The sequence below is a fragment of the Angustibacter sp. McL0619 genome (genome assembly GCF_049994355.1).
Classification (GTDB): Bacteria; Actinomycetota; Actinomycetes; order Actinomycetales; family Angustibacteraceae; genus Angustibacter.
Genome location: NZ_CP188257.1, coordinates 1078588 through 1102843, shown reverse-complemented (window position 1 = coordinate 1102843; position 24256 = coordinate 1078588). Strand labels below are relative to the sequence as shown.

Here is a 24256-nt window from a genome sequence, read left to right as displayed (position 1 = left end):
GCACAGTGGCCTGGTGCCCACGCGCCGGATCGGTCCCCGCGAGCTCACCCGTCTGCTCGGCGCCTGGCCGTCCGCGTCCGCGCCGGCCTATGCCGCCCTGGCCGGTCGCATCCGGCTGCTCGTGCTCGACGGCCGGCTGCCGGTCGGCGTCCGACTTCCACCCGAGCGCGAGCTGGCTGCCTCGCTAGGCGTGAGCCGGACCACCGTGAGCGCCGCGTTCGACGTGCTCCGCGACGGCGGCCACGCCGTGAGCCGGCAGGGCTCGGGCACCTGGACCTCCCTGCCCACCGCCGGTGCCCCGGTACCGACGTGGGCCCCGGAGCCCGCGCCGGACGGCGTCCTCGATCTGGCGCACGCCGCTCCGAGTGCCCCGCCGCACCTGCACGCGGCCTACTCCGCCGCTCTCGAGGACCTGCCCCGGCACTTGCCCGGCACCGGCTACGACTACCGCGGACTGCCGGCACTGCGGGCTCGGCTGGCCGCGCGGTTCACCGAGCGCGGGCTCGCCACCACCGCCGAGCAGGTGCTGGTGACCAGCGGGGCGCTGCAGGCAGTCCGGCTCGGGCTCACGCTGGCAGTCGGCGCCGGTGACCGGGTGGTCGTCGAGCAGCCCGGCTACCCGAACGGCCTGGACGTGGTCACCGACCTGGGCGGACGGCCGGTGCCGGTTCCCGTCGACCCGCGCTCGGGCTCCTGGGACGTCGACTCGCTGGTTGCCGCGACCCGACAGACCCGGCCGACGGCGGCGTACCTGGTGCCGGAGTTCCAGAACCCGACCGGGTCGTTGATGCCCGCGCCGGTGCGCCAGCTGGTCGCCGCGCTGCTGGACCGGTCCGGCACGGTCGCGGTCGTGGACGAGACGCTCGTCGAGCTTGCGCTGGACGACGTCGTGACGCCGCCGCCGCTGGCGACGTTCGCCGGCCGCACACCGGTGGTCACGGTCGGCTCGGCCAGCAAGATCGCCTGGGGTGGGCTGCGGGTCGGCTGGCTGCGCTCGGACGCCACCACGGTGTCCCGGCTGGCCGCGCTGCGCTCGCGCCAGGACCTGGCCAGCCCGGTCCTGGAGCAGCTGGCCCTGCTGCACCTGCTGGACCGGCTGGATGACCTGCGCGAGCACCGGGTCGGTGAGCTGCGCCGTGGGCGGGACCTGCTGCTGGGCCTGCTCGCCGACCAGCTGCCGGACTGGACCGTTCGGACCCCGGCAGGCGGTCAGGTGCTCTGGTGCGGCCTGCCCACGCCGACCAGCGGCGCGCTCGCCCAGGCCACGGCGGACCTCGGCGTCCGGCTGACGCCCGGTTCACGGTTCGCGGCGGACGGCGGGCTGGAGTCGTGGGTGCGGCTGCCCTACACGCTGCCGCCGGACGTGCTGGAGCAGGCCGTGCCGCTGGTTGCGCGCGCCTGGGCCGCGGTCGCTGGCACGCCGGCCGGCAGGCGCCGTGCGAGCACGCGTGGTCCGAGTCTGGACGATGACGCGGCCTACGTGGTGTGAGCCATCTCGGCCGGTCAGGCACCCAGCAGGGCAAGCGGCACGACGGCGATTCCGTCCGGACGACGGTAGGCCTCTGGACCCGTCGTGATCACCACGCTGTCCACCAGATCCGGACCCAACTGGCTCCGCAGCCACTTCAGATGGACCACGTCCTGGTCTTCGACGGATGCCGCGAGCTTGACCTCCACGGCGAGCACCCGATGATCGGCGCGCTCGATGATGAAGTCGACCTCGTGCACGCCGGTGGCGGTCCGGAGATGGTGAACGGTCGCCTCGGCGACTTGTGCGGCCACCCGTAGCGTGAGCGCCGCGAGCGACTCGAACAGCGCACCCAGGAGCGTGCCATCGCGCGGGAAGGACGGGCCGGTCTCGGCTCCGGTCAGCAGCGACGCCTGCGTGGCGCCCAGAAGTCGTGCGGCCAGTGCAGGGTCGGCGAGGTGATGCTTGGGCGACTGCTGGAGTCGAGTGAAGTGGTTGCGGGTCGGCACCCAGCCCGGCACCGGATCGAGAATCCACAGCTGGCTGAGGACGTCGCGGTACGCGATAACCGTGGTCTTGGCCGGCTTCTCGCTCTCCCCCGCTGTGGCGGCATCCAGGATCACGCCGTACTTCGCGGTGGTGGACGTCGCTGCGGCGTATGCGGTCAACCAGGCGCGCAGGGTACGAGGACGACGCACCCGATGGCCCTGCTCGGGGAAGTCATGATCCACAATGCGTGCCAGGTACCCGTCGAGCTGCGCCCGCCGCGCCCGTCCGGCCAGCCTCCGCACGGCCGGGAACCCGGACCCCAAGATCTCGTCGGTGTAGTCCGCGAGAGTGAACGGGCTCATCCCCTCGACGCCGGGCCGGCCGCCGTCGAGGAGACGGCTCAGGCTCACCGTCGGTGCGTGCGGTCCACGTTCCGTGAGCGTCAGCGGTCGCATGCGGAGCTGAACGATGCGACCCGCTCCCGAGTGGGTGGACGCAGCACTGGACGGAGTCGCGCTGCCGGTCAGCAGGTAACGGCCGGGCCCAGCACCTCGGTCCACGCTGCGACGGACGACGTCCCAGACCTCGGGAAGACGCTGCCATTCGTCAATCAGTACTGGAGCCGGGGCGCGCTCAAGTCGGTCGGGATCAGCCTGAAGCAGCTGTCGTTGGCGAGCGTCATCCAGCGCGAGGACCGCGTTCGCTCGGCGTTCGGCGGTCTCGGTCTTACCGACTCCCTTCGGCCCCTCGATGCTGATCGCAGCGAGAGCAGGCATGAGCTCGTCGAGCTCGTCGTCGATGATTCGCGGTAGGTACGGCACCCAACGACCCTACCTGGACCCGGACGTCTACACTACCTATTGCACGCTATCCAGAATACTTATTGCACGGTCCCAGACTACTCTCTGCACGGTGCTCATCGTCACGTCCGCGCTCCCCTCAGACCGGGAACGAACCGTGCTCAGCCGTGGTTCTACGGATGGAACTTATGAGGAGGTCCCCCACCGTGTTGTTCGGTTCGTCGACCAAGACCCGCATGATCACCGCTGACGAGGCGCTCCCGGGTCGCGCCACCACCCCCTACACCGTCCCCGAGACGCACGCCGTCCTCGGCACCCCGCTCAAGGGCCCCTGGCCCGAGGGCACCGAGGTGCTGTACGTGGCGATGGGCTGCTTCTGGGGCGCCGAGCGCATCTTCTGGCAGACGCCGGGAGTCGTGACCACCGCCGTCGGCTACCAGGGCGGCATCACCCCCAACCCGACGTACGACGAGACGTGCACCGGGCGCACCGGCCACACCGAGGCGGTACTGGTCGCGTACGACCCGTCGCTGGTCTCGACCGCCGAGCTGCTGAAGACCTTCTGGGAGGCGCACGACCCGACCCAGGGGTTCCGGCAGGGCAACGACCGCGGCACCCAGTACCGCTCGGCGATCTACTGGACGTCGGACGAGCAGCGTGGGCTGATCGAGAGCTCGCGCTCGGCCTACCAGGAGTCGCTGCGCGCCAAGGGTTTCGGTGACATCACCACCGACATCCGTCCGGCGTCCGAGGCGGGCGAGTTCTACTACGCCGAGGACTACCACCAGCAGTACCTGTACAAGGTGCCGAACGGCTACTGCGGCATCGCCGGCACGGGCGCGACCTGCCCGATGCCGGGCGCCGGGCCCGCGGCGTCGTGAACAGCAACCGGAGCTGAGGGCCGCGGTCAGGCGATCCGTTTGATCGCCTGGCTGCGCTCCTCGACATCACGCCCGGGTTCACCTGTCACGTAAGGGCCCTGAGCAGGTTCCGCGCGATCTCCTCGAGGCGGCCGGAGGCGCCGCTCACGAACGGATCTCGATGCGGGCCAGCCACCGTCAGCACTGCGATGGACAGCTCTCGCGCCGGGACGACGACCAGGATGCTGTCGTATCCCGCGAGGTCGCCAAGGTGTCCAGCCGCGAGGTCTGTGGCCATCCCGTCGAACACCATCGTGCCGAGACCGTAGCCGGTGCCCCCACCGAGGGTTTCCTGGGATGGCGAGGTGATCATGGCCTTGGTGAGTGTCGCTGGCAGGATCCGCCCGCCGTACAAGTGGTAGCCCCAGGTGGCGATGGTGGCGGCATCTGCCGCGATCCCTGAGGAGGAGGCGTTGCCCAAACTGGCCAGTGAGCGGCCCGGCAGGTAGCCGTCCGGCGAGTCGATGCCGAGCTTGCGGCTGGCGGAGGCGAGCGGCGCAGGTGGGCGCTCGGCGTCCTGGGCCGCGATCCGTCGCAGGCCTGCCGGACCGAACAGGTCAGCACGCAAGCTCTGCGCCACGGAACGCCCGGTCACCCGCTCAACGAGCAGGCCCAGCAGCATGTAGCCCACGCTGGTGTACTCCAGCTCGCCCGGCTTGGTCGAGGCCCCGCTCCACGCCGACAGGCTGTCGCGGGCGGTCCAATGACGATGTGGCTGTGCGGCCGCCCCCCGGATCACCTCGTCGATGTCGGCCCCTGCCTTGTCGCGGAATCCACCGCGCATGGCCAGCGTCTGCCGGACCGTCGCGCCGTTGGCCGCGCGCGGGTCACTCACGTAGCGGGATAGCGGAGCGTCGATGTCGACCCTCCCCATGGCGACCAGGTGCAGCACCTCAGCCGCGAGGAAGGTCTTGGTGATGCTGGCGATCAGCATCACGGTCTCGGGTCGCAGACGCACGCCAAAGCCGTCGGTGCCCGCGGCGCCGGTCCAGCCGCCATGATCGCTGACTACCGCTGCCGTGACCCCCGATGCACCGGCGCCCGGAACCTGCGCCTCCAGCGTGACCAGCTCGTCCAGGACCTCCTGCAGGGCCTTCGCGCGCGGCGCGGGCAGCGGCCGCACGTCGGGGTCGTGAAACCGCGTGCTGGACCCGGCCGCAGCTGTTGTCGTCGGGCTCGCCGTCCCGGAACTCGAGCCCGTGCAGCCGGCGACCAGGACCAGCATGCCGGCCACCAGCACCGAGCCGATCCTCACCGGGTTCATGACGGGATCCTGCCTGCCAGCCGCAGGCGCATCGGCCAGGCCATCACCGACCAGGTCCGACCGTGGGCGGGATCACGACGACCGAGCCGGTACGTCACCACCCACCGAGGAAACCACGGCCCCGCCTCCTGTCGCCAGGGGCGGCCACCACCGGGCAGTCAAACCGTCGTGAGCCGCCAGGCGATGACCAAGGTCAACCCGACGAGCGGTGCGCCAAGTCCTGAACCGTCACTGGTTCAGTCCAGCTGACCCGCCGCGTAACTCTCCCCGGCGGCCAGGCTCGCCTGAGGAACGCGCGCGGCGGTGGCACCAGTGGTCATACCCGGGTAGCATCGCTGGGGTGAAGATCTCCGTGAGCCTGCCGCAGGCCGACATCGAGTTCCTCGACTCGTACGCGCACGACTCGGGTGCCGGCACCCGCTCCGGGGCGCTGCACGACGCGATCCAGCTGCTGCGCAGCCTCAGCCTGCGAGCGGACTATGGCGCGGCCTGGGACGAGTGGGCCGAGTCCGCCGACGCCGAGCCGTGGGACGCCACGAGCGCCGACGGCCTCCGCCGCTGATGCGCCGTGGAGAGGTGCGATACGCGGACCTCGCTTCCGCGCTGGGCAGCGAGGCCGACAAGCGCCGTCCCGTCGTCCTGGTCAGCAACGACGGCGCCAACGTCGCGGCCGAGCGTCAGGGCTGCGGGGTCGTGACGGTCGTGCCCATCACGTCGAACGTCGCCCGCCTCTTCGCGTTCCAGGTGCGGCTGAGCGCCCATGACTGCGGGCTTGCGACCGACAGCAAGGCCCAGGCCGAGCAGGTCCGGTCGATCGACGTGCGACGGCTCGGTGAGGCGATCGGGCGCCTCGACAGTGCCACGATGCGCCAGCTGGACGAGGCCCTGCGACTGCACCTCGGGCTGTGAACGTCGGGGTCGAGCCGCGGGCTCAGGCGGTGAGCACCTCGCGGTAGCGGGCCTCCAGCTCGGCCCAGCCGAAATCGCGCGCCCGCTCGCCGACCACCGGCTTGCGCGGCGTCCCGGCCAGCAGCAGGTCGAGGGTGTCCAGGCAGAGGTGCCAGCCGGCGGCGAAGCTGGCCAGCTCCGCACGCCTGGACGTGGTGTGCCGCAACGTGAGCAGGGTGCCGCCGCCAGACTCGACCAGCTCCCAGCGCAGCACGTCCTCGCCCCAGTGGTGCTCCAGCAGGTATGGCGGCTGCGCCGTCAGGACGGTGCCGTCCAGGGGCGCGCCGGAGGATCCGTCGGTCATGGTCAGGTTCGCTGGGCCGGGCGTGGACAGGTCACGGTCGGCCGTGTAGGGCGTCCAGCCGGCCAGTCCGTGGGGATCGGTCAACGCCGTCCAGACCCGGGCGGGGCCCTGGCGGAGCTGGCGGGTCAGCACGACGGCCCAGCGGGCGTCCACCGCCTCGGACTGCACCGGGTTGAGACCGTTGGTCAGCGGGTCGTTCATCAGCTCTCCTCGTCTTCGTCCAGGTGGACCTGCAGCCGGTCGAGCTGCTGCTCCCAGTACTGCCGGTAGGGAGTCAGCCAGGTCTCGAGCTCGGCGAAGGCCCGTCCGTCCAGCCGGTAGATCCGCCGTTGGGCGTCCCCACGGCTGAGGACGAACCGGTTGTCGCGCAGCACTTTCAGGTGCTTGGACACGGTCGGTTGCGGCAGGCCGAGGCGCTCGACCAGCTCGCCGACGCTGCAGTCCGAGCCTCGCAGCTCGGCCAGAATGCGTCGGCGGGTCGGTTCGGCCACCACCGTGAACGGGTCTGCCACGGCCTTGAATATGCCCTTGTTGGTATATGCCTGTCAAGGCATGCGCAAGCGGATCCCCGACATCGCCACCAACAGGTGCGTCAGGCTTGCTGGCCGCCGACGTCGTCCAGGAACGGACGCGGGTCCGCCGCCCCCAGGTCCGGGATCCCCGCCGTCTCCAGCGCCCCGACGGCCAGGGTGCGCCGCACCGCCGCGAAGGTGATCACGTGCCCGATCGTGCCGCCGAGCGTGTGGGTCGTCGGTGGCCCGCAGGTGGTGTCCACGAAGGTGTCGGCCAGTCGGCCCTCGCGGATCGTCTCGTCCACCATGGCCAGGTAGTCCCGGCCGGCGACCTCGTGCCGCGCCCGCAGGCCCGGCACGCTCTGGTCGCTCTCGTCGGGCCAGCCGCCGCCGCGCAGGGCCGAGAGCCAGTGCTCCTCCTGGGTCACCATCGCGTTGATCAGTGAGCGCAGGGTCTGCTCGCCGTCGATGGTCTCGACCGATACCACGATGGGCTGGTCGAGCACTGTCTCGTCGAGGCGCTCGGCCCGGTCGAGGATCGCGTTCAGGCTGTCGACATGGTGTACGACCAGCTGCTGCAGGACGTCCATCGAGGTCTCCTCATGCGTAGCGGGCAGCCGCAGGCCGCCGGGTGGCTGGAAGTGCACCCCACTCGGGCAGGGCAGCTCGAGCTGGTGGAAGGTGCGCGGTGGCTCGCGGCGCAGCTGCGTCGGCGAGCGTCCGTACTCGCGCGCGAACGCACGGGTGAACGCCTCGTGCGAGCCGTAGCCGGCCTCGACCCCGACGTCCAGCACGGACAGCTGGGTGCTGAGCAACCGGAAGGCGGCGCGCTCGAGCAGCAGCCGGCGACGCAACGCCCCCGGCGGCTCACCCATCGCGGCGGTCACCAGCCGGGCGAAGTGGAAGCGGGACAGGTAGGCGCGGTCCGCGAGGTCGGCGCCGGTGGTGGACGGCTCGTTCATCGCCTGGCTCACCAGGTCGAGAATCCGGGCCATCACGTCGGTCGACATGTCACCAGCCTGGGGTACGCCCGCGACGCGCGCTTGATCACGCTTGCGCAGGTCGGATGGTGGGGTGGTGTGGCTCAGTCCTGCGCGTCGAGCCAGGACAGGACGACGTTCAGGTCCGCGACCTCCGCCAGGCGCGCCTCGACCGCCCGCAGGTCGACGATGTCGACCTCGGCCGGGCGGCGAACGGGAAGAGTCGGTTCCACGGCTCGATGGTGACTCACGGTCCATCCCGGCGCAATCGGATGAACCTCCGGTTAACCCGAACTGCCCAGTCTTGGGCACCCTCCGGCACGCAGCGCGACGCGCTGACTACGCCCCTGACAGTCCGTGACAGCGCCGTGTGCGCCTGCTGCCAGCCGCACCCGGCATCGTCGTCGCCAACGACGAGGTCGGGAGAACGACATGACGTACGCGATCGAGGCCACCGGCCTCACCAAGCGGTTCGGCGACACCCAGGCGCTGGCCGGGGTCGACCTGGCCGCCAGGGAGGGGACGGTCCTGGGTGTCCTGGGACCGAACGGTGCCGGCAAGACCACCGCCGTGCGGATCCTGGCCACCCTGCTGCAGGCCGACTCCGGAACGGCCACCGTGCGCGGCCTGGACGTCGTCAAGGACGCCGCCGCCGTCCGCCAGCAGGTCGGGCTGACCGGCCAGTACGCCTCGGTCGACGAGGACCTGACCGGCACCCAGAACCTGGTGATGATCGGCCAGCTGCTCAACCTGACGAGCCGGGACGCCAAGGCGCGGGCCGCCGAGCTGCTCGCCTGGTTCGACCTGACCGAGGCGGCCGGACGGATGGCCAAGACGTACTCCGGTGGCATGCGCCGCCGCCTCGATCTCGCTGCCAGCCTCGTCGGCCGCCCGGCGGTGATCTTCCTGGACGAGCCCACCACCGGGCTCGACCCGGCCAAGCGCGAGGAGATGTGGGACGTCGTCCGCCGCGTCGTCAGCGACGGCTCGACCGTGCTGCTGACCACCCAGTACCTGGAGGAGGCCGACGCGCTCGCCGACGAGATCACCGTCATCGACCACGGCAGGGTGATCGCGCACGACACCCCCGACGGACTGAAGCACATCGTCGGCGGCCAGCGGGTGCGGGTGCGCCCGACCGACCCGAGCCGGACCGGCGACGTCCGGCAGATCCTGGCCGAGGTCACCGGCACCGAGCCCGGCGAGACCAGCCGGCACGAGATCACGGCGCGGGTGCAGGACGACACCCTGCTGCCCGCCCTGGTCGAGCGGATCACCGCGGCCGGCATCACGGTGCACGAGTTCTCCCTGCACCTGCCCACGCTGGACGAGGTGTTCCTCACCCTGACCGGCCGCCGAGCGGCCGACGAGACCGCCGAGGAGGCAGCATGACCACCACCGACGTGGCGACGCCCCGCGCGGGTGTCGCCGTCCCCACCGCCGCAGTCGGCACCCGCAACAACAGCCTCAAGCACATCCTGGTGCTGGCCAAGCGCAGCCTGATCAAGACCATGCGGACCCCGGAGGCGCTGATCGACGTCACGCTGCAACCGGTGATCTTCCTGGCGATGTTCACCTACATCTTCGGCGGCGCCATCGCCGGCGGCTCCCAGCAGGCGTACTTGCAGTTCCTGCTGCCCGGGATCCTCGGCCAGACCATCGCGATGGCCAGCGTGGCGCTCGGCCAGAACCTGAACGCGGACATCGAGAAGGGTGTCTTCGACCGGTTCCGGTCACTGCCCATCGCCCGGTCGGTCCCGCTGGTCGGTGCGGTCGCGGCAGACCTGGTCCGGTACCTGATCCTGTTCACGGTCACGATGGCGACGGGCCTGCTGATGGGCTTCAACGCCACCGGCGGCTGGCTCGGCGTGATGGGCGCGCTGGCGCTGTCCATGGGCTTCGCGCTCTGCTTCGGCTGGGTCTCGGTCTACGTCGGCATGAAGGTGCGGACCCCGGGCGCGGTGCAGGGCATCATGTTCCTGCTCGTGCTGCCGCTGAGCTTCGCCAGCAACGTGTTCGTGCCCACGGCCACCATGCCGGGCTGGATGCAGTCCTTCGTGAAGGTCAACCCGATCACCCACCTGGTCGGGTCCGTCCGGGCCCTGATGCTCGGTGGCCCGCTGCAGGTCCACCTGCTGTGGACCCTGGCCTGGATGGCCGTGCTGCTGGTCGTGTTCTTCCCGCTGGCCCTGCGTGCGTACCGCCGCCGGGCCTGACCACCCACCGCTGCCCCCACCGCTGCCCCCACCGCTGCCCCCACCGCTGCCCCCACTTGGGATGGGTTGTCGGCCTCTCAACGCCCCGCGAGAGCCCGATACCTCACCACAAGTTGGGGGTGGCGGGCGTTTGCGGGCGCGGCGGGGGGCGGGGGTCAGGCGTCGGCCGGGGACAGCCGGCCGATCGCGGCGCCACGTTCCAGCGAGCGCCCCTGCGCGTACGCGGAGTCGAACGCCTCCCGGCCCAGCTCGGCCACCAGCCGCTCCGTCAGCCGCGCGATGTTCGGCTGGGTGAGGTCCGGCGACCCGCGCAACCCGGCGGCCGCACCGAGCACCTCGGCCGACCGCAGCGGATGACCCTGCGCCTGCGCCAGCACCGCGCAGGACACCCCGGCCGTCGCGATGATCGGCAGGTCCTCGGTCATCGCCGAAAGCCGCAACGCCTCCTGGACGTGATCGGCACCGACGTCCAGCTCACCACGGTCCACGTCGACCAGCGCGAGGAACGCGTACGCGACCGCGCCGCCGTGCGCCTGGTACTGGTTGGGCTCGCCCATCGCGAGCATCGTCTCGAGCAGGCTCGTGTACTCGCGGTCCGCCGCCTGGCCGTCGCCGTCGGCCATCGCCACCGCGCCGGCCATGATCGTGGCGAGCATGTCGCGCACCTCGGCCAGCTCGTTGTACCGGCGGTCCGAGCGGATCACCTCGACGTACTGCCGGGCGCCGTCGACGTCCCCCGCGCGCAGGCACAGGTCGGCCAGGCGAACGTGCGCCATCAGGTCGTCCGAACCACCACCGAGCAGCCGGATGTGACCGAGCGCCGCCTCCAGGTCGTGCGCGGCACCCGTCAGGTCACCGTCCATCATGCGCAGCTGCCCGCGCGAGGAGAGCATCGCGGCCAGACCCCAGTTGTCGCCGATCAGCCGCCACGCCTCGATCCCGACGGCGACGTCCTGGCGCATCAGGTCCAGGTCACCCTCGTTCTCGGCGAACGCCAGCCGGACGCCGCGCACCGCCGCCCGCACCCACGGGTCCGGCGAGGCCGTCGAGGCGTCCATGCTCGCCATCGCGGCCTGCCGGTCGCCGGTGAAGAACAGCAGCAGCGGCCGCAGCAGCGGCGCGATCTGGTGCAGCCCGTCGCACTCGCTCAGCGAGCCGGCGATGTCGACGAGCTGACGTTGCCCGCTGGGCGCCGTCAGCTGGTCGCCGGGGCTCGCAAAGGCGGTCACGACCGCCATGGCCTCGGCGATCGGGTACAGCGGGGCCTGCTCGGCCCCCGGTACCGCCATCGCGAAGCGAAGCCAGCGCGCGGCGTCCCGGCCGCTCTCACGCAGCATCCACTGCCAGGCCAGCCGCACCGCCAGGTCGATGGCCGCCGCCGCGTCGCCGGAGTCGCCGAGGTAGGCCAGCGCGGCGAGGATGTTGTCCCGCTCGACGTCGAACACGTGCAGCGCGACAAGCTGCTCGGACGAGCGCAGGCGGACGTCGGCGACCTCGGTGAGCCGGGCGAAGTAGGCGGCATGGGCGGCGCGCCCGTCGTCCAGCAGGCCAGCCGCGTCCAGCCGCTCGGAACCGTACTCCCGCAACGTCTCCAGCATCCGGAACCGGGTGCCGAGCTGGTCTGGCTCGGCCACCAGGATCGACTTGTCGACCAGCGAGTGCAGCACGTCCTGGACGTCGGTCAGCTCGGCACCGCCGCCGGCGTCCGGCCGCAGGTCGATGGCTCGCGGCTCACCGTCGCGCCAGCTCGGGCAGACAGCGCGCACCGCCGGCGCCGCCGCACCGGAACCGAACAGCGAGAAGTGCTCGGCCACCTCGCGCTCGCGTGCGTCCATCAGGTCCCAGCTCCACTCGACGACCGCGCGCAGCGTGCGGTGCCGCGGGACCGCCGTCCGCTTGCCGCCGGTCAGCAGCCGGAACCGGTCGGTCAGCCGGTCGGCGACCTCCGCGACGCTCAGCACCCGCAACCGCGCGGCGGCCAGCTCGATGGCCAGCGGCAGCCCGTCCAGCCGCCGCACGATCCGCACCACGTCCGGCGCGGTCGCGGCGTCCAGGTCGATCGGGGCGCCGGCGGCCCGGGCCCGGTCCAGCAGCAGCCGGACCGCCGGCACCTGGGCCAGCGTCGCGACGTCCAGCTCGGTCAGATCCACCACGGGCACCTGCGGGTCCTGCTCCGGGGCGGCCGGCAAGGCCAGCGGGGTCAGCGGGAACACGGACTCGCCGTCGATCCCCAGCGGCTCGCGGCTGGTCGCGATCACCAGCACCTTCGGGCAGCGGCCCAGCAGCTCCGCGACCAGCGAGGCGGCCGCCTCGATGACGTGCTCACAGTTGTCCAGCACCAGCAGGCACTCGGCGCTGGACAGCGTGTCCAGCACCCGCGTGCGGGCCTCGCGCTGCGGACGCTCGCCGCGGCGCTGCTCCATCAGCCGCACGTCCCGCACGCCGATGCCGTCCAGCACGGCGAGCGCGATGGAGTCCGGGTCGCTGACCGGCGCGAGCTCGGCGAACCACACGCCGTCCGGCATCCGGTCCACCCAGGTCGCGGCGACCTCGCTGGCCAGCCGGGTCTTGCCGGAACCGCCCGCACCGACGACGGTCACCAACCGGGTCGACGCCGGGCCGCCGGCCAGCAACCGGACCACCCGTTTGGCGTCCTCGTCGCGGCCCACGAAGCTGGTGACCGCGGCTCGCAGGTTGGTGCGCGGCGCCTCGTCCTCGTGGCTGCGCAGCACCTCCAGGTGCTTGGCCTGCAACGCCGCCGACGGGTCGCTGCCCAACGTGTCGGACAGGAACCGCCGGGTCTGCTCGTAGACCACCAGCGCCTCGGCGGGGCGGCCGAGCGCGACGAGCGCGGTCATCTGCAGCGCAGTCAGATCCTCACGCAGCGGGTGCGCCGCGAGGAGCTCCTCCAGCTCGGCGACCACGTCGGCGGCCCGCCCGCGGCGAAGGTCCGCCTCGACCCTGTCCGCCAGCGCCTGCAGCCGCAGCTCGTCCAGGCGGGCGCGGGTGACCTGCACGTCGGCGTCGTCGTCGCCGTCCAGCACCTCGCCCCGCCACAGCGCCAGCGCCTCGCGCAGCAGGGCGGCGGCCTCGTCGTCAGCGCCACGGTGCAGCGCCTCGCGACCGGCCGAGGCGAGCCGGCCGAACCGCACGGCGTCCACGTCGTCCGGGGCCACGCTGAGCCGGTAGCCGGCCGGCGTCTGCTCGACCAGGCCGGCGACGCCGAGGGTGCGGCGCAGCCGGGAGACCAGGGACTGCAGCGCGTTCACCGGATCGGCGGGCACGTCGTCAGGCCAGACGGCGTCGGTCAGGGCGCGCGAGGAGACCGGCCGCCCGACGTCCAGCACGAGCCGGCCGAGCAGCCTGCGCAGCCGCACCCCGGGGACGACGACCACCTGCTCGCCGTCGCGGACCTCGAGGGGTCCCAGGTAGCCGATCTGCACGCCCGCCAGTCTGTCAGGCCCAGGACCAGGGAAATTGGAAGGCGCCTGTCGGTGGCTGCTCGTAGTGTTGTTCGACGTGACGGTGACGACTCGGGAGACGACGGACGACGCACCCGGGAGAACCTCGACGGCCATCGGTACCGGGGAATCCGGCACGACCACTCTGGACTGGCGCCGCCTACGCGGCACGCTGTTCACCCTGGCGATGGTCGCCGCGGCGATCTGCGGGGTGGGGCAGGCTCTGGGCACCGTGGTCGCCGGCCAGCTCGCGGAGAACGCCACGTGGCGTCTGGTGGGCGTGCTCGCGGTGTGCGTCGTCGGTGCCGCGCTGCTCGACACCGCGGGCCGCTCCTGCTGGTCCATCGCGGTCGACCGTGCCGAGGGGGTGCTGCGCGGGGACCTGCTGGAAGCCGTGATGCACCAGCCGTTGTCCGCGCTGACCGAGCAGGCCGTCGGCGAAGTGCTGGACCGGGTTGACGACGACACCCACGAGATCGGGACCCTGCTCCGCCAGAACGCCTGGCAGGTGCTGCGGGTGCTGCTCAGCGCCCCTCCGCTGCTCGTGGTGGCCGGCCTGACCTGGTGGCCGGCCTGGCTGCTGCTGCCGGCGGCAGCGGTCGGGGTGTACGTGGCGATCCGGCCCTTGCTGCGGGCGCTGACCGAGCGCAAGGTCGTCGAGGAGATGGCCTGGACGGACCACGCGGCCGCCATGGAGGAGGGCGTCGCCGCCCGCAACGACCTGCGTACCTGTCTGGGTCAGGCCTACCTCGTGCGACGCCTCACCGAGCTGTCGGCACAGGTGCACGACAGGTTCCGCGACGTGGTGCAGCTCGAGCGCCGGATGAGCCGCCGCGCGGGCCTGCTGCTGCATGGCGTGCTCGCCGCGGTGGCAGTGATCGGGGTGGCGCTGGTGCTGGGCGGCGTGGAGTCCACCGCGGCCCTGGTCACCCTGTTCCTGGTCACCACGACGTTCGTGGGACAGGTCGACCAGGTTGCCCGGCACGTCCCGGACCTGCAGGCGGGGATGGGAGCGGTGGTCCGGCTGCGCCAGCTGCTGGCGGCCGAGCGCGAACCGGTGGGCGGAAGCGAGCTGCCGGACGGCGTACTCGCCGTCGAGCTTCGCCACCTGCACTTCGCGTATCCCGAGGGCGGGTTCGCCCTGCGCGACGTCGAGCTCTTGGTGCCTGCCGGCTCGACGCTGGCCCTGGTGGGTCGTAGCGGCTCCGGCAAGTCGACGCTGGCCAGCCTGTTGTCCCGGGCGGTGGAGCCCGAGCGCGGCACCGTGCTGCTCGGCGGGGTCGACGTCCTGGACCTCGACCTCCAGAAGCTGCGCGCGGCGGTCGGCGTGGTCACGCAGCGAACCGAGATCCTCGCCGGCACGCTCGCGCAGAACATCTCGATGTTCCGGGACATCCCCCGCCAGCAGGTGCAGGACGCTGTGGACGAGCTCGGCCTGACCGACTGGGTCGCCGGGCTGCCCGACGGGCTGGACACCCTGCTCGGGCCGAGCGGGACCACGCTGTCCGCCGGTGAGGAGCAGCTGGTGGCCTTCGCCAGGCTGCTGGTGCGGCACGTGCGGGTCGTGGTGCTAGACGAGGCGACGGCCAGGATGGACCCGGTCACCGAGGCGCGGGTGGTCGCCGCGTCGCAGCGGCTGCTCGCGGGTCGTACCGGGATCCTGGTGGCGCACCGGTTGAGTACCACCAACCGGGCGCACCACGTGGCGGTGATGGCCGCCGGCCAGGTCGTGCAACAAGGCCCGCGCGCGGTCCTGGCCAGAACGGCAGGACCGTTCCGACGCCTGCTGACCGCGGCTGGCGAGCTCCCCGACCACGACGCCGTGCCGGACGACGACCACGCCGGGCTGCCGCAGCCAGACCAGCCCGCGGCCGAGGAGGCGCCGCTCCCGTCCGAGGGAGCGGTCGGTACGACGCGCAGGGTCGGGCAGGCACCGCCGTCCCGCGAACCAGGCACCGGGCCGAGCCTGTCCCGCGGGATCTGGCACGCCATGCGGATCCACCCCAACTGGGGGCTGGTCAGCGTCGGCCTGTTCCTCGTCTCAGTGCTGTGCGGCGGGTACGGCGCGATCACCGGCTGGCTGTGGGGGCACCTGATCCAGGGGCTGCAGGCCGGTCAGCGACCGCTGCACCTGCTGGTGCTGATGGTGATCTCGCTGCTGCTCTCACCCATCCTGTTGGCCGAGGCGATCGGCCGGTACCCGCAGTGGTGGGTCGCCGTCCTGCTGCGAGTGCGGATGAGCGTGCTGATCGGTCAGACCGACCAGCACCGGCTGCCGCCGACCCCACCCGGCGAGGTCGTGGGGCGCGCGCTCGACGCGGACCGCTACGCGCGGTACGCCGACCGCTGGGTCGACTTCGTGAACGGCCTGGCGATCGCACTGATCACCGGGATCGCCGCCGGCAGCGCTCTCGCCGGCGCCGTCCTGCTGGGCGTGATGGTCGCCTCGGCCGCGGTCTCCGCCCTCGGGTCGCCGGTCGCCGGGCGATCGGCATCGCAGGCTTCGGCCGCCCGGGCCCGGTTCGGCCGCTCGCTGGTCTCCGCGCTGGACGGCATCCGGACCGTCAAGCTGGCCGCCGCCACACCGCACGTGCACCACCACTTGCGGGACGTCGACGAGGGCCGGGTCGACGCGGCGGTGCGGGAGCACCTCGTGCAGGCGCTGCTGGCCGGGGTGCCGGTCGTGCTGGTGCAGGTGGGCGTGGTGGCGGCTTGGGCAGCACACGTCGCCGGTTTCTGGGGACTGGCGACGGCGCTGCTGGTGGCCGGCGCCGTCAACGGGTTCGACTGGTTCGGCCGGGTCGCCGGGGCCGTCATCACCGAGGCCCCCGGGACCCGTTCGTGGCAGCGGCACACGAGCCGGTTCTCCGGCGGCCGAGACCTCGTCGAGCTTCCGACCGGCGTGGACCTGGTCGACGGCGTCTCCCCGGCCGCCCGGCCCGGCGCCTGCGACGAGCTGCAGCGGCTCGAGCTGCAGGGTTTCACGGCCGTGCACGAGGACGGCACCCTCGGCGCGAGCGACGTCGACCTCGAGCTGCGGCGCGGCGAGCTCCTGCTGCTCCTCGGTCAGATCGGCTCCGGCAAGTCCAGCCTGCTGTCCGCGCTCGCCGGGCTGGTGGACCACCGCGGAACGGTGCGCTGGAACGGGGAGCCGGTCGATGACACCGAGGCGTGGCTGCGCCCCGGTCGGGTCGCGCACGTGGCGCAGGTGCCGCGGGTGCTGTCCGGCACGTTCGCGGACAACATCCGACTCGACCACCCGGAGCGGGACGTCCAGCGGTCCATCTCGGACGCCCGGCTCGACCGTGACGTCGAGGACGCCGGTGGCCCGGACTCGCTCGTCGGTCATCGCGGCGTCCGGCTGTCCGGCGGCCAGGTTCAGCGGTTGGCCCTGGCCCGGGCGCTCGCCTGCGATGCCGAGCTGCTGGTGGCCGACGACGTCTCGTCCGCGCTGGACGCAGGCACCGAGGTCGAGCTGTGGCAGTCCCTGCGAGCGCGTGGTTCGACGGTGATCGGCGCGACGACCAAGCGGGCCGCTCTGGAGCAGGCGGACGTCGTCGTCGTCCTGGTGGAGGGCCGGGTCGCGGCTACCGGCTCGTGGCGCGACCTCGAGCCCGACTGGCGGCACCTGGCCGGGTAGGCCCCGCGGTCGTCAGTCGGCCAGGAAGCCCAGCAGGTCGGCGCGGGTCAGCACGCCCGCCGGCTTGCCGTCCTCGACCACCATCACGGCGTCCGCGTTCTCCAGCTCGTGCCGCGCGGTCGAGACCGGCTCGCCGGCGCCGACCAGCGGCAGCGGCTTGCCCATGTGCTGGGCCACGCTGTCCGCCAGGTGGGCGCGTCCGGTGAACAACGCGTCCAGCAGGTCGCGCTCGCTGACGCTGCCGGCCACCTCGCCGGCCATCACCGGGGGCTCCGCGCCGACCACCGGCATCTGCGAGACCCCGTACTCGCGCAGGATCTGGACGGCGTCCCGGATCGTCTCGCTCGGGTGGGTGTGCACCAGTGCGGGCAGGTCGCCGGCCTTGGCGTGCAGCACCTCCCCGACGGTCGTCTCCTCGTGGTCGCGCATGAACCCGTAGGACTTCATCCAGCCGTCGTTGAAGATCTTGGACAGGTAGCCGCGGCCGCTGTCCGGCAGCAGCACGACGACGACGTCGTCCGGTCCGAGGTCGCGGGCCACCTCCAGCGCGGCCACGACGGCCATCCCGCAGGAGCCGCCGACCAGCAGCCCCTCCTCGCGGGCCAGCCGCCGGGTCATCTCGAAGGAGTCGGCGTCGCTGACCGCCACGATCCGGTCCGGCACGTCCGGGTCGTAGGCAGTCGGCCAGAAGTCCTCGCCGACGCCCTCGACCAGGTACGGGCGACCGGTGCCGCCGGAGTACACCGAACCCTCCGGGTCGGCGCCGATGATCTGCACCCGCAGGCCGTCGCGGTCGGCTGACGCCTCCTGCAGGTAGCGGCCGGTGCCGGTGATGGTGCCGCCGGTGCCCACGCCCGCGACGAAGTGGGTGACCCTGCCGTCGGTGTCCCGCCAGATCTCCGGCCCGGTGGTCAGGTAGTGGCTGCGCGGTCCCTCCGGGTTGGAGTACTGGTCCGGCTTCCATGCGTCCTCGGTCTCGCGCACCAGCCGGTCGGACGTCTGGTAGTAGCTGTCCGGGTGGTCCGGCGGGACGGCGGTCGGGCAGACCACGACGTCCGCGCCGTACGCCTTGAGCACGTTGCGCTTGTCCTCGCTGACCTTGTCCGGGCACACGAAGATGCAGTGGTAGCCCTTGCGCTGGGCGATCAGCGCGAGGCCGACACCGGTGTTGCCACTGGTGGGCTCCACGATGGTGCCGCCGGGCTTCAGCGCGCCAGACTCCTCGGCGGCCTCGATCATCCGCAGGGCGATGCGGTCCTTCACGCTCCCGCCCGGGTTCATGTACTCGACCTTGGCCAGCACCGTGGCACGGATGCCTTCGGTGACCGAGGTGAGCCTGACGAGGGGCGTGTCGCCCACGAGGTCGGCGATGTGCTCTGCGAACTTCACCGCGCCATCGTCCCAGATGCCGGACCCCGCCACGCCCGCTGGTGCCCCGTCCTCGCACTCAGGCCCTATGTCGCGGCGCAACGCCACTACGTACCTATTGGAGTAACGGCACGCCGTCCCAACGCCGGAACGGGCACATAGGCTGCTCCTCATGGCCGCGGACCCAGCAGTGCAGCTCGCACCGAACGTCTGGCGGCTTCGCTTGGTGGGCGACTTCGTCAACGGCTTCGCGTTCCGCGAGGACGACGGGCAGGTCACCCTCGTCGACTGCGGCCTCAAGCGCTCGCCCGACAGGATGTCGGCCGGACTGCGGAGCGTCGGCATCGCGCACGAGGACGTCACCCGCATCCTGCTCACCCACGCGCACAGCGACCACGCCGGCGGGGTGGCCGAGATGGCGCGCCGCACCACTGCCCCGGTCTCGGTGCACTCGCACGACGCCGGCTGGGTGCGCGCCGGCAAGAGTCCGCCGCTCGACCAGTCACTGCGCCTGGGCCGGCTGATGCAGCGCCTGATGCGCAAGGGCAAGCCGGCGTTCGAGCCGGTCCCGGTCGACGAGGAGCTCACCGACGGCCAGCTGCTGCTCATCGCGGGCGGGCTGCGCGTGCTGCACACGCCCGGCCACTCCCCCGGGCACGCGTCGTTCCTGCACGAACCCACCGGCGTGCTGATCACCGGCGACGCCCTGTTCAACATGCGCGGCATCGGTTTCTCGATTCCCTTCTTCTGCACCGACTTCAAGCTGAGCAGGCACACCGCGCACCGGTTCAGTGAGCTGGACTTCTCGGTCGCCGCGTTCACCCACGGCCCGCACGTCAGCACCGCTGCCCGCACCTACGTCGGGGAGTTCCTGGCCGCCTACCAGGCCGGCTGAACCGGCAACGGATTCCGGGATGAAACCGGTGTGTCGCAGCGGTTCCAGATAGCGTTGAGACAGCGGACTGAGACGGGAGGCACGGAATGGGTCGTGCGCGACGCGCCCGCAAGGTGGCCGCCGCCGCAGCGTACGGCGGCGGCGGGCTGACGGTGCTCGGCGGGCTGGGGGTGGCCCTGATGGCCACCGAGATGAAGCTGGCCCGGCGCACGATCGGACAGCCGTTCGGTGAGGCGATGGATGCCGACGGGCTGTACGGCGCCGGCGTCGGCAAGCCGATCGAGCTCGTCGTGCTCGGGGACTCCTCGGCCGCCGGGCTCGGCGCCGACCTGCCCGAGCAGACCCCCGGCGCCGTGGTGGCGCGCGGACTGTCCGCGGTCGGTGGCAGCGCCGTCCGGCTGACCACCGTCGCTCAGGTCGGTGCTGTCTCCGCCGACCTGTCCGACCAGCTGGACCGCGCCTTCGAGCGGATCGCCGCACCCGACATCGCCATCGTCATGGTCGGCGCGAACGACGTCACCCACCGTGTCCGCCCGGCGCTGGCAGTACGCGACCTGGCGCGTGCGGTGGAGCGGCTGCGCGAAGTCGGCTGTGAGGTCGTCGTCGGCACCTGCCCGGACCTGGGCACGATCGAACCGGTGCCCCAGCCGCTGCGGCTGATCGCCCGCCGGCTCAGCCGCGACCTGGCCGCCGCGCAGACCGTGGCCGCCGTCGAGGCCGGCGCCCGAAGTGTCTCGCTCGGCGACCTGCTCGGCGAGGAGTTCCGCCGGGTGCCGCACGAGATGTTCAGCGCGGACCGCTTCCACCCCTCGGCCGCCGGTTACGCCGCAGCCGCCGCGGCGGTGCTCCCGTCGGTCTGCGCGGCCCTCGGGCTGTGGCCGGACGGCGGCCACGAACGACCGCCGGACGCCCGCCGCGGTGAGGGCGTCGGCCCGGTCGCGGTGGCCGCCGTGGTGGCCGCGGCCGACCCCGGCACCGAGGTCAGCGGGACGCAGGTCGGTGGCGAGCAGCGTGGTCCACGCGGCCGGTGGGCCGTGCTGCTGCGTCGCCGGCACGAGCCGGTGGTGGAGCCGGACGCGGAGCCAGAGGAGACGAAGGTCACCGCGACCGAGGCGGATACCCCGCAGTAATATCGATGGTCGGCGGCGCGGCCAGCAGCTGCCGTCGACCCGCGCTCGACGACGAGTGCGCCCGACCACTGAGCAGGAGCCCGACATGACCGAGGCCGTGATCGTCTCGACCGCCCGCAGCCCGATCGGGCGCGCCTTCAAGGGCTCGCTGAAGGACGTGCGGCCGGACGACCTGTCGGCCGCGATCGTGCGGGCGGCGCTGGACAAGATCCCGGCGCTCGACCCGACGACCATCGACGACCTGTACCTCGGGTGCGCCGAGCCCTCGGACGAGCAGGGCTTCAACATGGCCCGGGTCGTCGCGGTACTGGCCGGCCTGGACGGCCTGCCCGGCTCGACCATCAACCGGTTCTGCGCGTCCAGCGTGCAGACCACCCGGATGGCCTTCCACGCGATCAGGGCCGGCGAGGGCGACGTCTTCGTCAGCGCCGGCGTGGAGTGTGTGAGCCGGTACAAGAAGTTCGCCGGCGCCGGTGGCGGCGAGTCCGACACCAAGAACCCGCGGTTCGCCGAAGCCGAGGCGCGCAGCGTGGCGACCGCGAAGTCGAACGCGACCTGGAGCGACCCGCGCGAGCAGGGGCTGCTGCCGGACGTCTACCTCGCCATGGGCCAGACCGCGGAGAACGTCGCCACCTGGCGTGGGATCACCCGGGCCGAGCAGGATGCCTGGGGGGTAGAGAGCCAGAACCGCGCCGAGAAGGCCATCGCCGACGGCTTCTTCGCCCGCGAGATCACCCCGGTCACCACGCCGGACGGCACGCTCGTGTCCGCCGACGACGGACCGCGCGCGGGGGTCACCCTCGAGGGCGTCTCCGGCCTGCAGCCGGTGTTCCGCGAGCAGGGCACGGTCACGGCTGGCAACTGCTGCCCGCTCAACGACGGCGCCGCCGCGCTGGTGGTGATGAGCGACGTCCGGGCCCGCGAGCTCGGCCTGGAGCCGATCGCCCGGGTGCTGTCCACCGGAGTGTCCGCCCTCTCGCCCGAGGTGATGGGCCTCGGGCCGGTCGCGGCGTCCAAGCAGGCGTTGTCCCGGGCCGGGCTCACCATCGACGACATCGACCTGGTCGAGATCAACGAGGCCTTCGCCGCGCAGGTACTGCCCAGTGCCTACGACCTGGGCATCGACCTGGACAAGCTCAACGTGCACGGTGGCGCCATCGCACTGGGCCACCCGTTCGGTGCGACCGGCGCCCGGATCACCACCACCCTGCTGAACGGCCTGCAGTCCCGCGACAAGAACCTCGGCCTGGAGACGATGTGCGTGGGTGGTGGCCAGGGCATGGCCATCGTCTACGAGCGCCTCAGCTGAGCCTGGCCCGTGACAGGATCGCGAGCATGAGCTTTCTGCGTCGCAAACCGCCCAGAGCCTCCCCCGACGGAGCGGCCGGCCAGCGGGTGGCGATCGAGGCGTTCTGGTCGTGGTGGGTCACGAAGGGGTCGGCCCAGACCGCGCTGGCGATCGAGGGCCGCGACCCCGAGCGCATGGTGTCCGCGCTCAGCGAGCGGGTCGACGCGATCGACTCCGGCCTGGCCTGGGAGCTCGGCCCGGGTTCGGACAGCTCACACGTCCTGGTGGTGACCGGCGAGGGCAACCCGGACCTGCGTCCGCTGGCCCGGCGCTGGCGGATGGCCGCGCCGGTGGCGGACCTGACGTGGTCCTACTCCGACGTCCGGCTGCCTGCGCCCGATGTCCAGGACGTGGTGCTGCGGATGGGCGAGGTCGACCTGGACGCCGGCGCGGCGAACGCCGACGTGCGGGTGGTCGGCGCGCAGATCGACGTGGTCGTGCACCACCCGCGCTACCCCGAGCTTCCCGAGGATGCCCAGCGCACCGCGACGTTCCTGCTGCTCGACGCGGTGCTCGGCGAGTCGGACGTCGAGACCTGGATCGGGCAGATCGGTTCCAGCGAGGTACCTGCCCTGGACCCGATCCCGCTGGTCGCGCTGCGGGCCGTGGTCGAGGACGTGCGCGCCCAGCACACCGGGCCGGACGGCGAGCCGCACTGGGTGATGCTGAACGGCACCACCCCGGACGGCGGGGCGATCCTGGCGTCCACGCAGGTGCCGCTGCGCGCGTCCACCGCGCCGCACCTGGACACCTACGTGCCGGTGGTCGTGCCGTTCGCCGACCGCACCGAGCAGGGACTGCCCGGCCCGGGTTCGCTGAGCGCGTTGCGCGACCTTGAGGACCACCTGACGCTGCTGCTCGGCGACAGCGGCCGGATCGTGGCCCACCAGTCGCACGACGGGGTGCGCATCCTGCACGTGTACGTGGACGGGACGACACCGGCGGCCGAGCAGGTCCGGGCCGGCGTGGTGGGCTGGGACCAGGGCGCGGTCAAGGTCGACGTGCAGCTCGATCCCGGCTGGAGCTCCGTGCGCCACCTGCGTCCCTGAGCCCTGAGCCCGCGCTGGCTCACAGTGCGCGGCGCAGGGCGGTCAGGACGTCGAGGGCCTGGCTCAGCGCGGCGCGGTCGCCCTCGGCCAGGACGTCGTGCGCGGTGACGGCGAGCTGGTCCGGCACGCCGTGCACCTCGAGCTGCGGAACGCTGCGACGCGGGCGTTGCTGGGCGTCCGCCGCCAGATCGGCCAGGTCCTGCGCGGCGGCGCGGGCCAGCGCGGCGGGCTCGCCGTCCAGCCGGTCCAGCGGCAGGGCGCGTAGCCGCCCCTGCACCCTAGCCAGCTCGCGGCGCAGACCGTCGCGCAGCTCGTCGAGCTGGGCGTCGTCCGCGGTGGGCTCAGGCACGCGCCGAGCGTGTCACGCGCCGGACCGGGACGCACCAACGGGCCGCCACTCGTTCGTGACGGCCCGCCGGGCAGCTCTGCGACCGCGCTAGTTGCGCAGGATCGACAGGATTCGCAGGATCTCGATGTACAGCCAGACCAGCGTGACGATCAGGCCGAACGCGCCGTACCAGGCGAACTTCTCGGGTGCGCCCTGCTCGACGCCGGCCTTGATGAACTCGAAGTCCATCACCAGCGAGTACGAGGCGAGCACCACCGCGAAAGCGCCGATCACCAGGCCGAGGCCGCCCTCGCGCATCGAACCGGTGCCGGTGAAGGCCATCAGCAGCAGGTTGACCAGGCCGAAGACGATGTAGCCGCCGATGGCGATGAAGAAGATCTTGTTCAGCTTCGGCGAGGTGCGCAGCTTGCCGCTGCGGAACCCGACCAGCACGACGGCGAACACACCGAGCGTGGCCAGCACGGCCTGGGCGACGATGCCCGGGTAGGCGTCGTTGAAGTACATGCTGATGCCGCCGAGGAAGGCACCCTCGAACAGGCCGTAGGCGATGATCAGCGCGGGGCTCGGGCTCTTCTTGAACGCGTTCACCAGGCCGAGCACGAGGCCACCGATCAGCCCTGGCCACATCAGTGCCGGCACCTGCCAGCCGACCACGCCACCTGCGAGCACTGCGACGAACACGATGGCGGTGCGGACCACGACGTCGTCGTAGGTCATCCGGCCGGTGTCGGCGGTGGTCGCCGAGGGCGAGGAGTACATCGTCTGCAGCTCGTCGGCGGACGGTGTGGCATACGTCGGCTGGGCCGGCGCGTCCGTCTTCGTCGCGCCCGTCGGACCGAACGTCGCGTACCCGCGGTCGTCCTTCATCCGCTCGAACACCGGGTTGCTCATCGTCGTCCTCCTCGGCCCGCAGCCGGGCCATCGCGGCGTCCCGTGACACGGGCCGTCATGCACATAATGCCCGGCGAGCCTGGGAAGTTCCCGAACATCTGGTGATCATAGGTGGGCGATTCCTGGCAGTCCCGGCGAGGTGCCCCCGACGGGGTTCGAACCCGTACTGGAACGCTTTTAAGGCGCCTGCCTCTGCCGGTTGGGCTACGGGGGCGGCCCCAGCC

General features: G+C 72.2%; 21 protein-coding genes, 1 tRNA gene and 1 pseudogene. 11 read left to right on the top strand and 12 right to left on the bottom strand.

The genetic code is table 11. The features are described from left to right. The first annotated feature begins 13 nt into the window (after positions 1-13). On the top strand, positions 14-1489 hold the full coding sequence (locus ACPPVT_RS04755) for a PLP-dependent aminotransferase family protein (protein ID WP_426565879.1): 1476 nt from the start codon (positions 14-16) through the stop codon (positions 1487-1489). A gap of 14 nt (positions 1490-1503) precedes the next feature. Here the strand turns inward: ACPPVT_RS04755 and ACPPVT_RS04750 are convergent, their stop codons facing one another. Together ACPPVT_RS04750 and ACPPVT_RS04745 are read right to left on the bottom strand one after the other, a co-directional pair. Further along, a complete protein-coding gene (locus ACPPVT_RS04750) occupies positions 1504-2367 on the bottom strand; it encodes an ATP-binding protein (RefSeq protein WP_426567053.1) in 864 nt (287 codons plus the stop codon). A gap of 81 nt (positions 2368-2448) precedes the next feature. Next, positions 2449-2733: pseudogene (locus ACPPVT_RS04745) on the bottom strand (AAA family ATPase); the annotation flags it as partial. A 260-nt stretch (positions 2734-2993) separates the two neighbouring features. Here ACPPVT_RS04745 and msrA point away from each other — a divergent pair. Further along, on the top strand, positions 2994-3638 hold the full coding sequence (gene msrA / locus ACPPVT_RS04740; RefSeq protein ID WP_426565878.1) for a peptide-methionine (S)-S-oxide reductase MsrA: 645 nt from the start codon (positions 2994-2996) through the stop codon (positions 3636-3638). Between the two features lie 85 nt (positions 3639-3723). On the opposite strand, the gene ACPPVT_RS04735 is transcribed toward msrA, so the two are convergent. Further along, complete coding sequence (locus tag ACPPVT_RS04735) at positions 3724-4941, bottom strand: serine hydrolase domain-containing protein (RefSeq protein ID WP_426565877.1); 1218 nt, start codon at positions 4939-4941, stop codon at positions 3724-3726. A 340-nt stretch (positions 4942-5281) separates the two neighbouring features. Here ACPPVT_RS04735 and ACPPVT_RS04730 point away from each other — a divergent pair, with 340 nt between their 5' ends. Together ACPPVT_RS04730 and ACPPVT_RS04725 are read left to right on the top strand one after the other, a co-directional pair. Continuing rightward, positions 5282-5503, top strand: coding sequence for a ribbon-helix-helix domain-containing protein (locus ACPPVT_RS04730; RefSeq protein WP_426565876.1), 222 nt, complete (start codon positions 5282-5284; stop codon positions 5501-5503). After that, the gene (locus ACPPVT_RS04725) at positions 5503-5850 is read left to right on the top strand and encodes a type II toxin-antitoxin system PemK/MazF family toxin (RefSeq protein WP_426565875.1); all 348 of its coding nucleotides are present in this window, start codon (positions 5503-5505) and stop codon (positions 5848-5850) included. Before ACPPVT_RS04730 ends, ACPPVT_RS04725 begins: the two co-directional genes overlap by 1 nt. Positions 5851-5872: 22 nt before the next feature. On the opposite strand, the gene ACPPVT_RS04720 is transcribed toward ACPPVT_RS04725, so the two are convergent. From ACPPVT_RS04720 to ACPPVT_RS04705, 4 genes are all read right to left on the bottom strand, one after another. After that, positions 5873-6394 (bottom strand): SRPBCC domain-containing protein, encoded by a 522-nt coding sequence (locus tag ACPPVT_RS04720; RefSeq protein WP_426565874.1) that lies wholly within the window; start codon positions 6392-6394, stop codon positions 5873-5875. Then, complete coding sequence (locus ACPPVT_RS04715; RefSeq protein ID WP_426565873.1) at positions 6394-6705, bottom strand: ArsR/SmtB family transcription factor; 312 nt, start codon at positions 6703-6705, stop codon at positions 6394-6396. The genes ACPPVT_RS04720 and ACPPVT_RS04715 overlap by 1 nt, the downstream gene beginning before the upstream one ends. 80 nt (positions 6706-6785) lie before the next feature. After that, positions 6786-7715 (bottom strand): helix-turn-helix transcriptional regulator, encoded by a 930-nt coding sequence (locus tag ACPPVT_RS04710; protein ID WP_426565872.1) that lies wholly within the window; start codon positions 7713-7715, stop codon positions 6786-6788. A gap of 74 nt (positions 7716-7789) precedes the next feature. Beyond that, the gene (locus tag ACPPVT_RS04705; RefSeq protein ID WP_426565871.1) at positions 7790-7918 is read right to left on the bottom strand and encodes a hypothetical protein; all 129 of its coding nucleotides are present in this window, start codon (positions 7916-7918) and stop codon (positions 7790-7792) included. 199 nt (positions 7919-8117) lie between these two features. On the opposite strand from ACPPVT_RS04705, the gene ACPPVT_RS04700 reads away from it, so the two are divergent. Together ACPPVT_RS04700 and ACPPVT_RS04695 are read left to right on the top strand one after the other, a co-directional pair. Further along, entirely contained in the window at positions 8118-9077 is a 960-nt protein-coding gene (locus ACPPVT_RS04700) for an ATP-binding cassette domain-containing protein (protein WP_426565870.1), read from the top strand. After that, positions 9074-9901, top strand: a complete 828-nt coding sequence (locus ACPPVT_RS04695) for an ABC transporter permease (protein WP_426565869.1) — start codon at positions 9074-9076, stop codon at positions 9899-9901. The genes ACPPVT_RS04700 and ACPPVT_RS04695 overlap by 4 nt, the downstream gene beginning before the upstream one ends. Positions 9902-10056: 155 nt before the next feature. Here the strand turns inward: ACPPVT_RS04695 and ACPPVT_RS04690 are convergent, their stop codons facing one another. After that, positions 10057-13344, bottom strand: a complete 3288-nt coding sequence (locus tag ACPPVT_RS04690; RefSeq protein WP_426565868.1) for a BTAD domain-containing putative transcriptional regulator — start codon at positions 13342-13344, stop codon at positions 10057-10059. Between the two features lie 76 nt (positions 13345-13420). Between ACPPVT_RS04690 and ACPPVT_RS04685 the strand changes: the two genes are divergently transcribed. After that, positions 13421-17002: an ATP-binding cassette domain-containing protein gene (locus tag ACPPVT_RS04685; protein ID WP_426565867.1), complete on the top strand. Its 3582-nt coding sequence runs from the start codon at positions 13421-13423 to the stop codon at positions 17000-17002. Between the two features lie 12 nt (positions 17003-17014). Here the strand turns inward: ACPPVT_RS04685 and ACPPVT_RS04680 are convergent, their stop codons facing one another. Further along, positions 17015-18391: a cystathionine beta-synthase gene (locus ACPPVT_RS04680; protein WP_426565866.1), complete on the bottom strand. Its 1377-nt coding sequence runs from the start codon at positions 18389-18391 to the stop codon at positions 17015-17017. 151 nt (positions 18392-18542) lie between these two features. On the opposite strand from ACPPVT_RS04680, the gene ACPPVT_RS04675 reads away from it, so the two are divergent. The 4 genes from ACPPVT_RS04675 (at position 18543) to ACPPVT_RS04660 (ending at position 22792) form a co-directional block, all read left to right on the top strand. Beyond that, positions 18543-19265 carry an MBL fold metallo-hydrolase gene (locus ACPPVT_RS04675; protein ID WP_426565865.1) on the top strand — a complete coding sequence of 241 codons (723 nt, stop codon included), beginning with the start codon at positions 18543-18545 and terminating at the stop codon, positions 19263-19265. An 86-nt stretch (positions 19266-19351) separates the two neighbouring features. Further along, positions 19352-20395: an SGNH/GDSL hydrolase family protein gene (locus ACPPVT_RS04670; protein ID WP_426565864.1), complete on the top strand. Its 1044-nt coding sequence runs from the start codon at positions 19352-19354 to the stop codon at positions 20393-20395. An 85-nt stretch (positions 20396-20480) separates the two neighbouring features. Further along, on the top strand, positions 20481-21704 hold the full coding sequence (locus tag ACPPVT_RS04665) for an acetyl-CoA C-acetyltransferase (RefSeq protein WP_426565863.1): 1224 nt from the start codon (positions 20481-20483) through the stop codon (positions 21702-21704). 26 nt (positions 21705-21730) lie between these two features. Then, entirely contained in the window at positions 21731-22792 is a 1062-nt protein-coding gene (locus tag ACPPVT_RS04660) for a DUF695 domain-containing protein (protein ID WP_426565862.1), read from the top strand. Between the two features lie 19 nt (positions 22793-22811). Here the strand turns inward: ACPPVT_RS04660 and ACPPVT_RS04655 are convergent, their stop codons facing one another. The 3 genes from ACPPVT_RS04655 to ACPPVT_RS04645 all read right to left on the bottom strand — a co-directional run bounded on the left by ACPPVT_RS04655 (position 22812) and on the right by ACPPVT_RS04645 (position 24246). Next, positions 22812-23141, bottom strand: a complete 330-nt coding sequence (locus ACPPVT_RS04655) for a hypothetical protein (protein ID WP_426565861.1) — start codon at positions 23139-23141, stop codon at positions 22812-22814. A gap of 87 nt (positions 23142-23228) precedes the next feature. Further along, complete coding sequence (locus ACPPVT_RS04650) at positions 23229-24032, bottom strand: Bax inhibitor-1/YccA family protein (protein ID WP_426565860.1); 804 nt, start codon at positions 24030-24032, stop codon at positions 23229-23231. A 140-nt stretch (positions 24033-24172) separates the two neighbouring features. After that, positions 24173-24246: transfer RNA gene (locus ACPPVT_RS04645), tRNA-Leu, on the bottom strand. Positions 24247-24256: the final 10 nt, after the last annotated feature.

Bases quoted from the DNA above. Each gene is read 5' to 3' on its own strand.
- msrA (WP_426565878.1), top strand. From the start codon at position 2,994: ATGATCACCGCTGACGAGGCGCTCCCGGGTCGCGCCACCACCCCCTAC.
- ACPPVT_RS04735 (WP_426565877.1), bottom strand. From the start codon at position 4,941: ATGAACCCGGTGAGGATCGGCTCGGTGCTGGTGGCCGGCATGCTGGTC.
- ACPPVT_RS04725 (WP_426565875.1), top strand. From the start codon at position 5,503: ATGCGCCGTGGAGAGGTGCGATACGCGGACCTCGCTTCCGCGCTGGGC.
- ACPPVT_RS04720 (WP_426565874.1), bottom strand. From the start codon at position 6,394: ATGAACGACCCGCTGACCAACGGTCTCAACCCGGTGCAGTCCGAGGCG.
- ACPPVT_RS04710 (WP_426565872.1), bottom strand. From the start codon at position 7,715: ATGTCGACCGACGTGATGGCCCGGATTCTCGACCTGGTGAGCCAGGCG.
- ACPPVT_RS04700 (WP_426565870.1), top strand. From the start codon at position 8,118: ATGACGTACGCGATCGAGGCCACCGGCCTCACCAAGCGGTTCGGCGAC.
- ACPPVT_RS04695 (WP_426565869.1), top strand. From the start codon at position 9,074: ATGACCACCACCGACGTGGCGACGCCCCGCGCGGGTGTCGCCGTCCCC.
- ACPPVT_RS04675 (WP_426565865.1), top strand. From the start codon at position 18,543: ATGGCCGCGGACCCAGCAGTGCAGCTCGCACCGAACGTCTGGCGGCTT.
- ACPPVT_RS04670 (WP_426565864.1), top strand. From the start codon at position 19,352: ATGGGTCGTGCGCGACGCGCCCGCAAGGTGGCCGCCGCCGCAGCGTAC.
- ACPPVT_RS04665 (WP_426565863.1), top strand. From the start codon at position 20,481: ATGACCGAGGCCGTGATCGTCTCGACCGCCCGCAGCCCGATCGGGCGC.
- ACPPVT_RS04660 (WP_426565862.1), top strand. From the start codon at position 21,731: ATGAGCTTTCTGCGTCGCAAACCGCCCAGAGCCTCCCCCGACGGAGCG.
- ACPPVT_RS04650 (WP_426565860.1), bottom strand. From the start codon at position 24,032: ATGAGCAACCCGGTGTTCGAGCGGATGAAGGACGACCGCGGGTACGCG.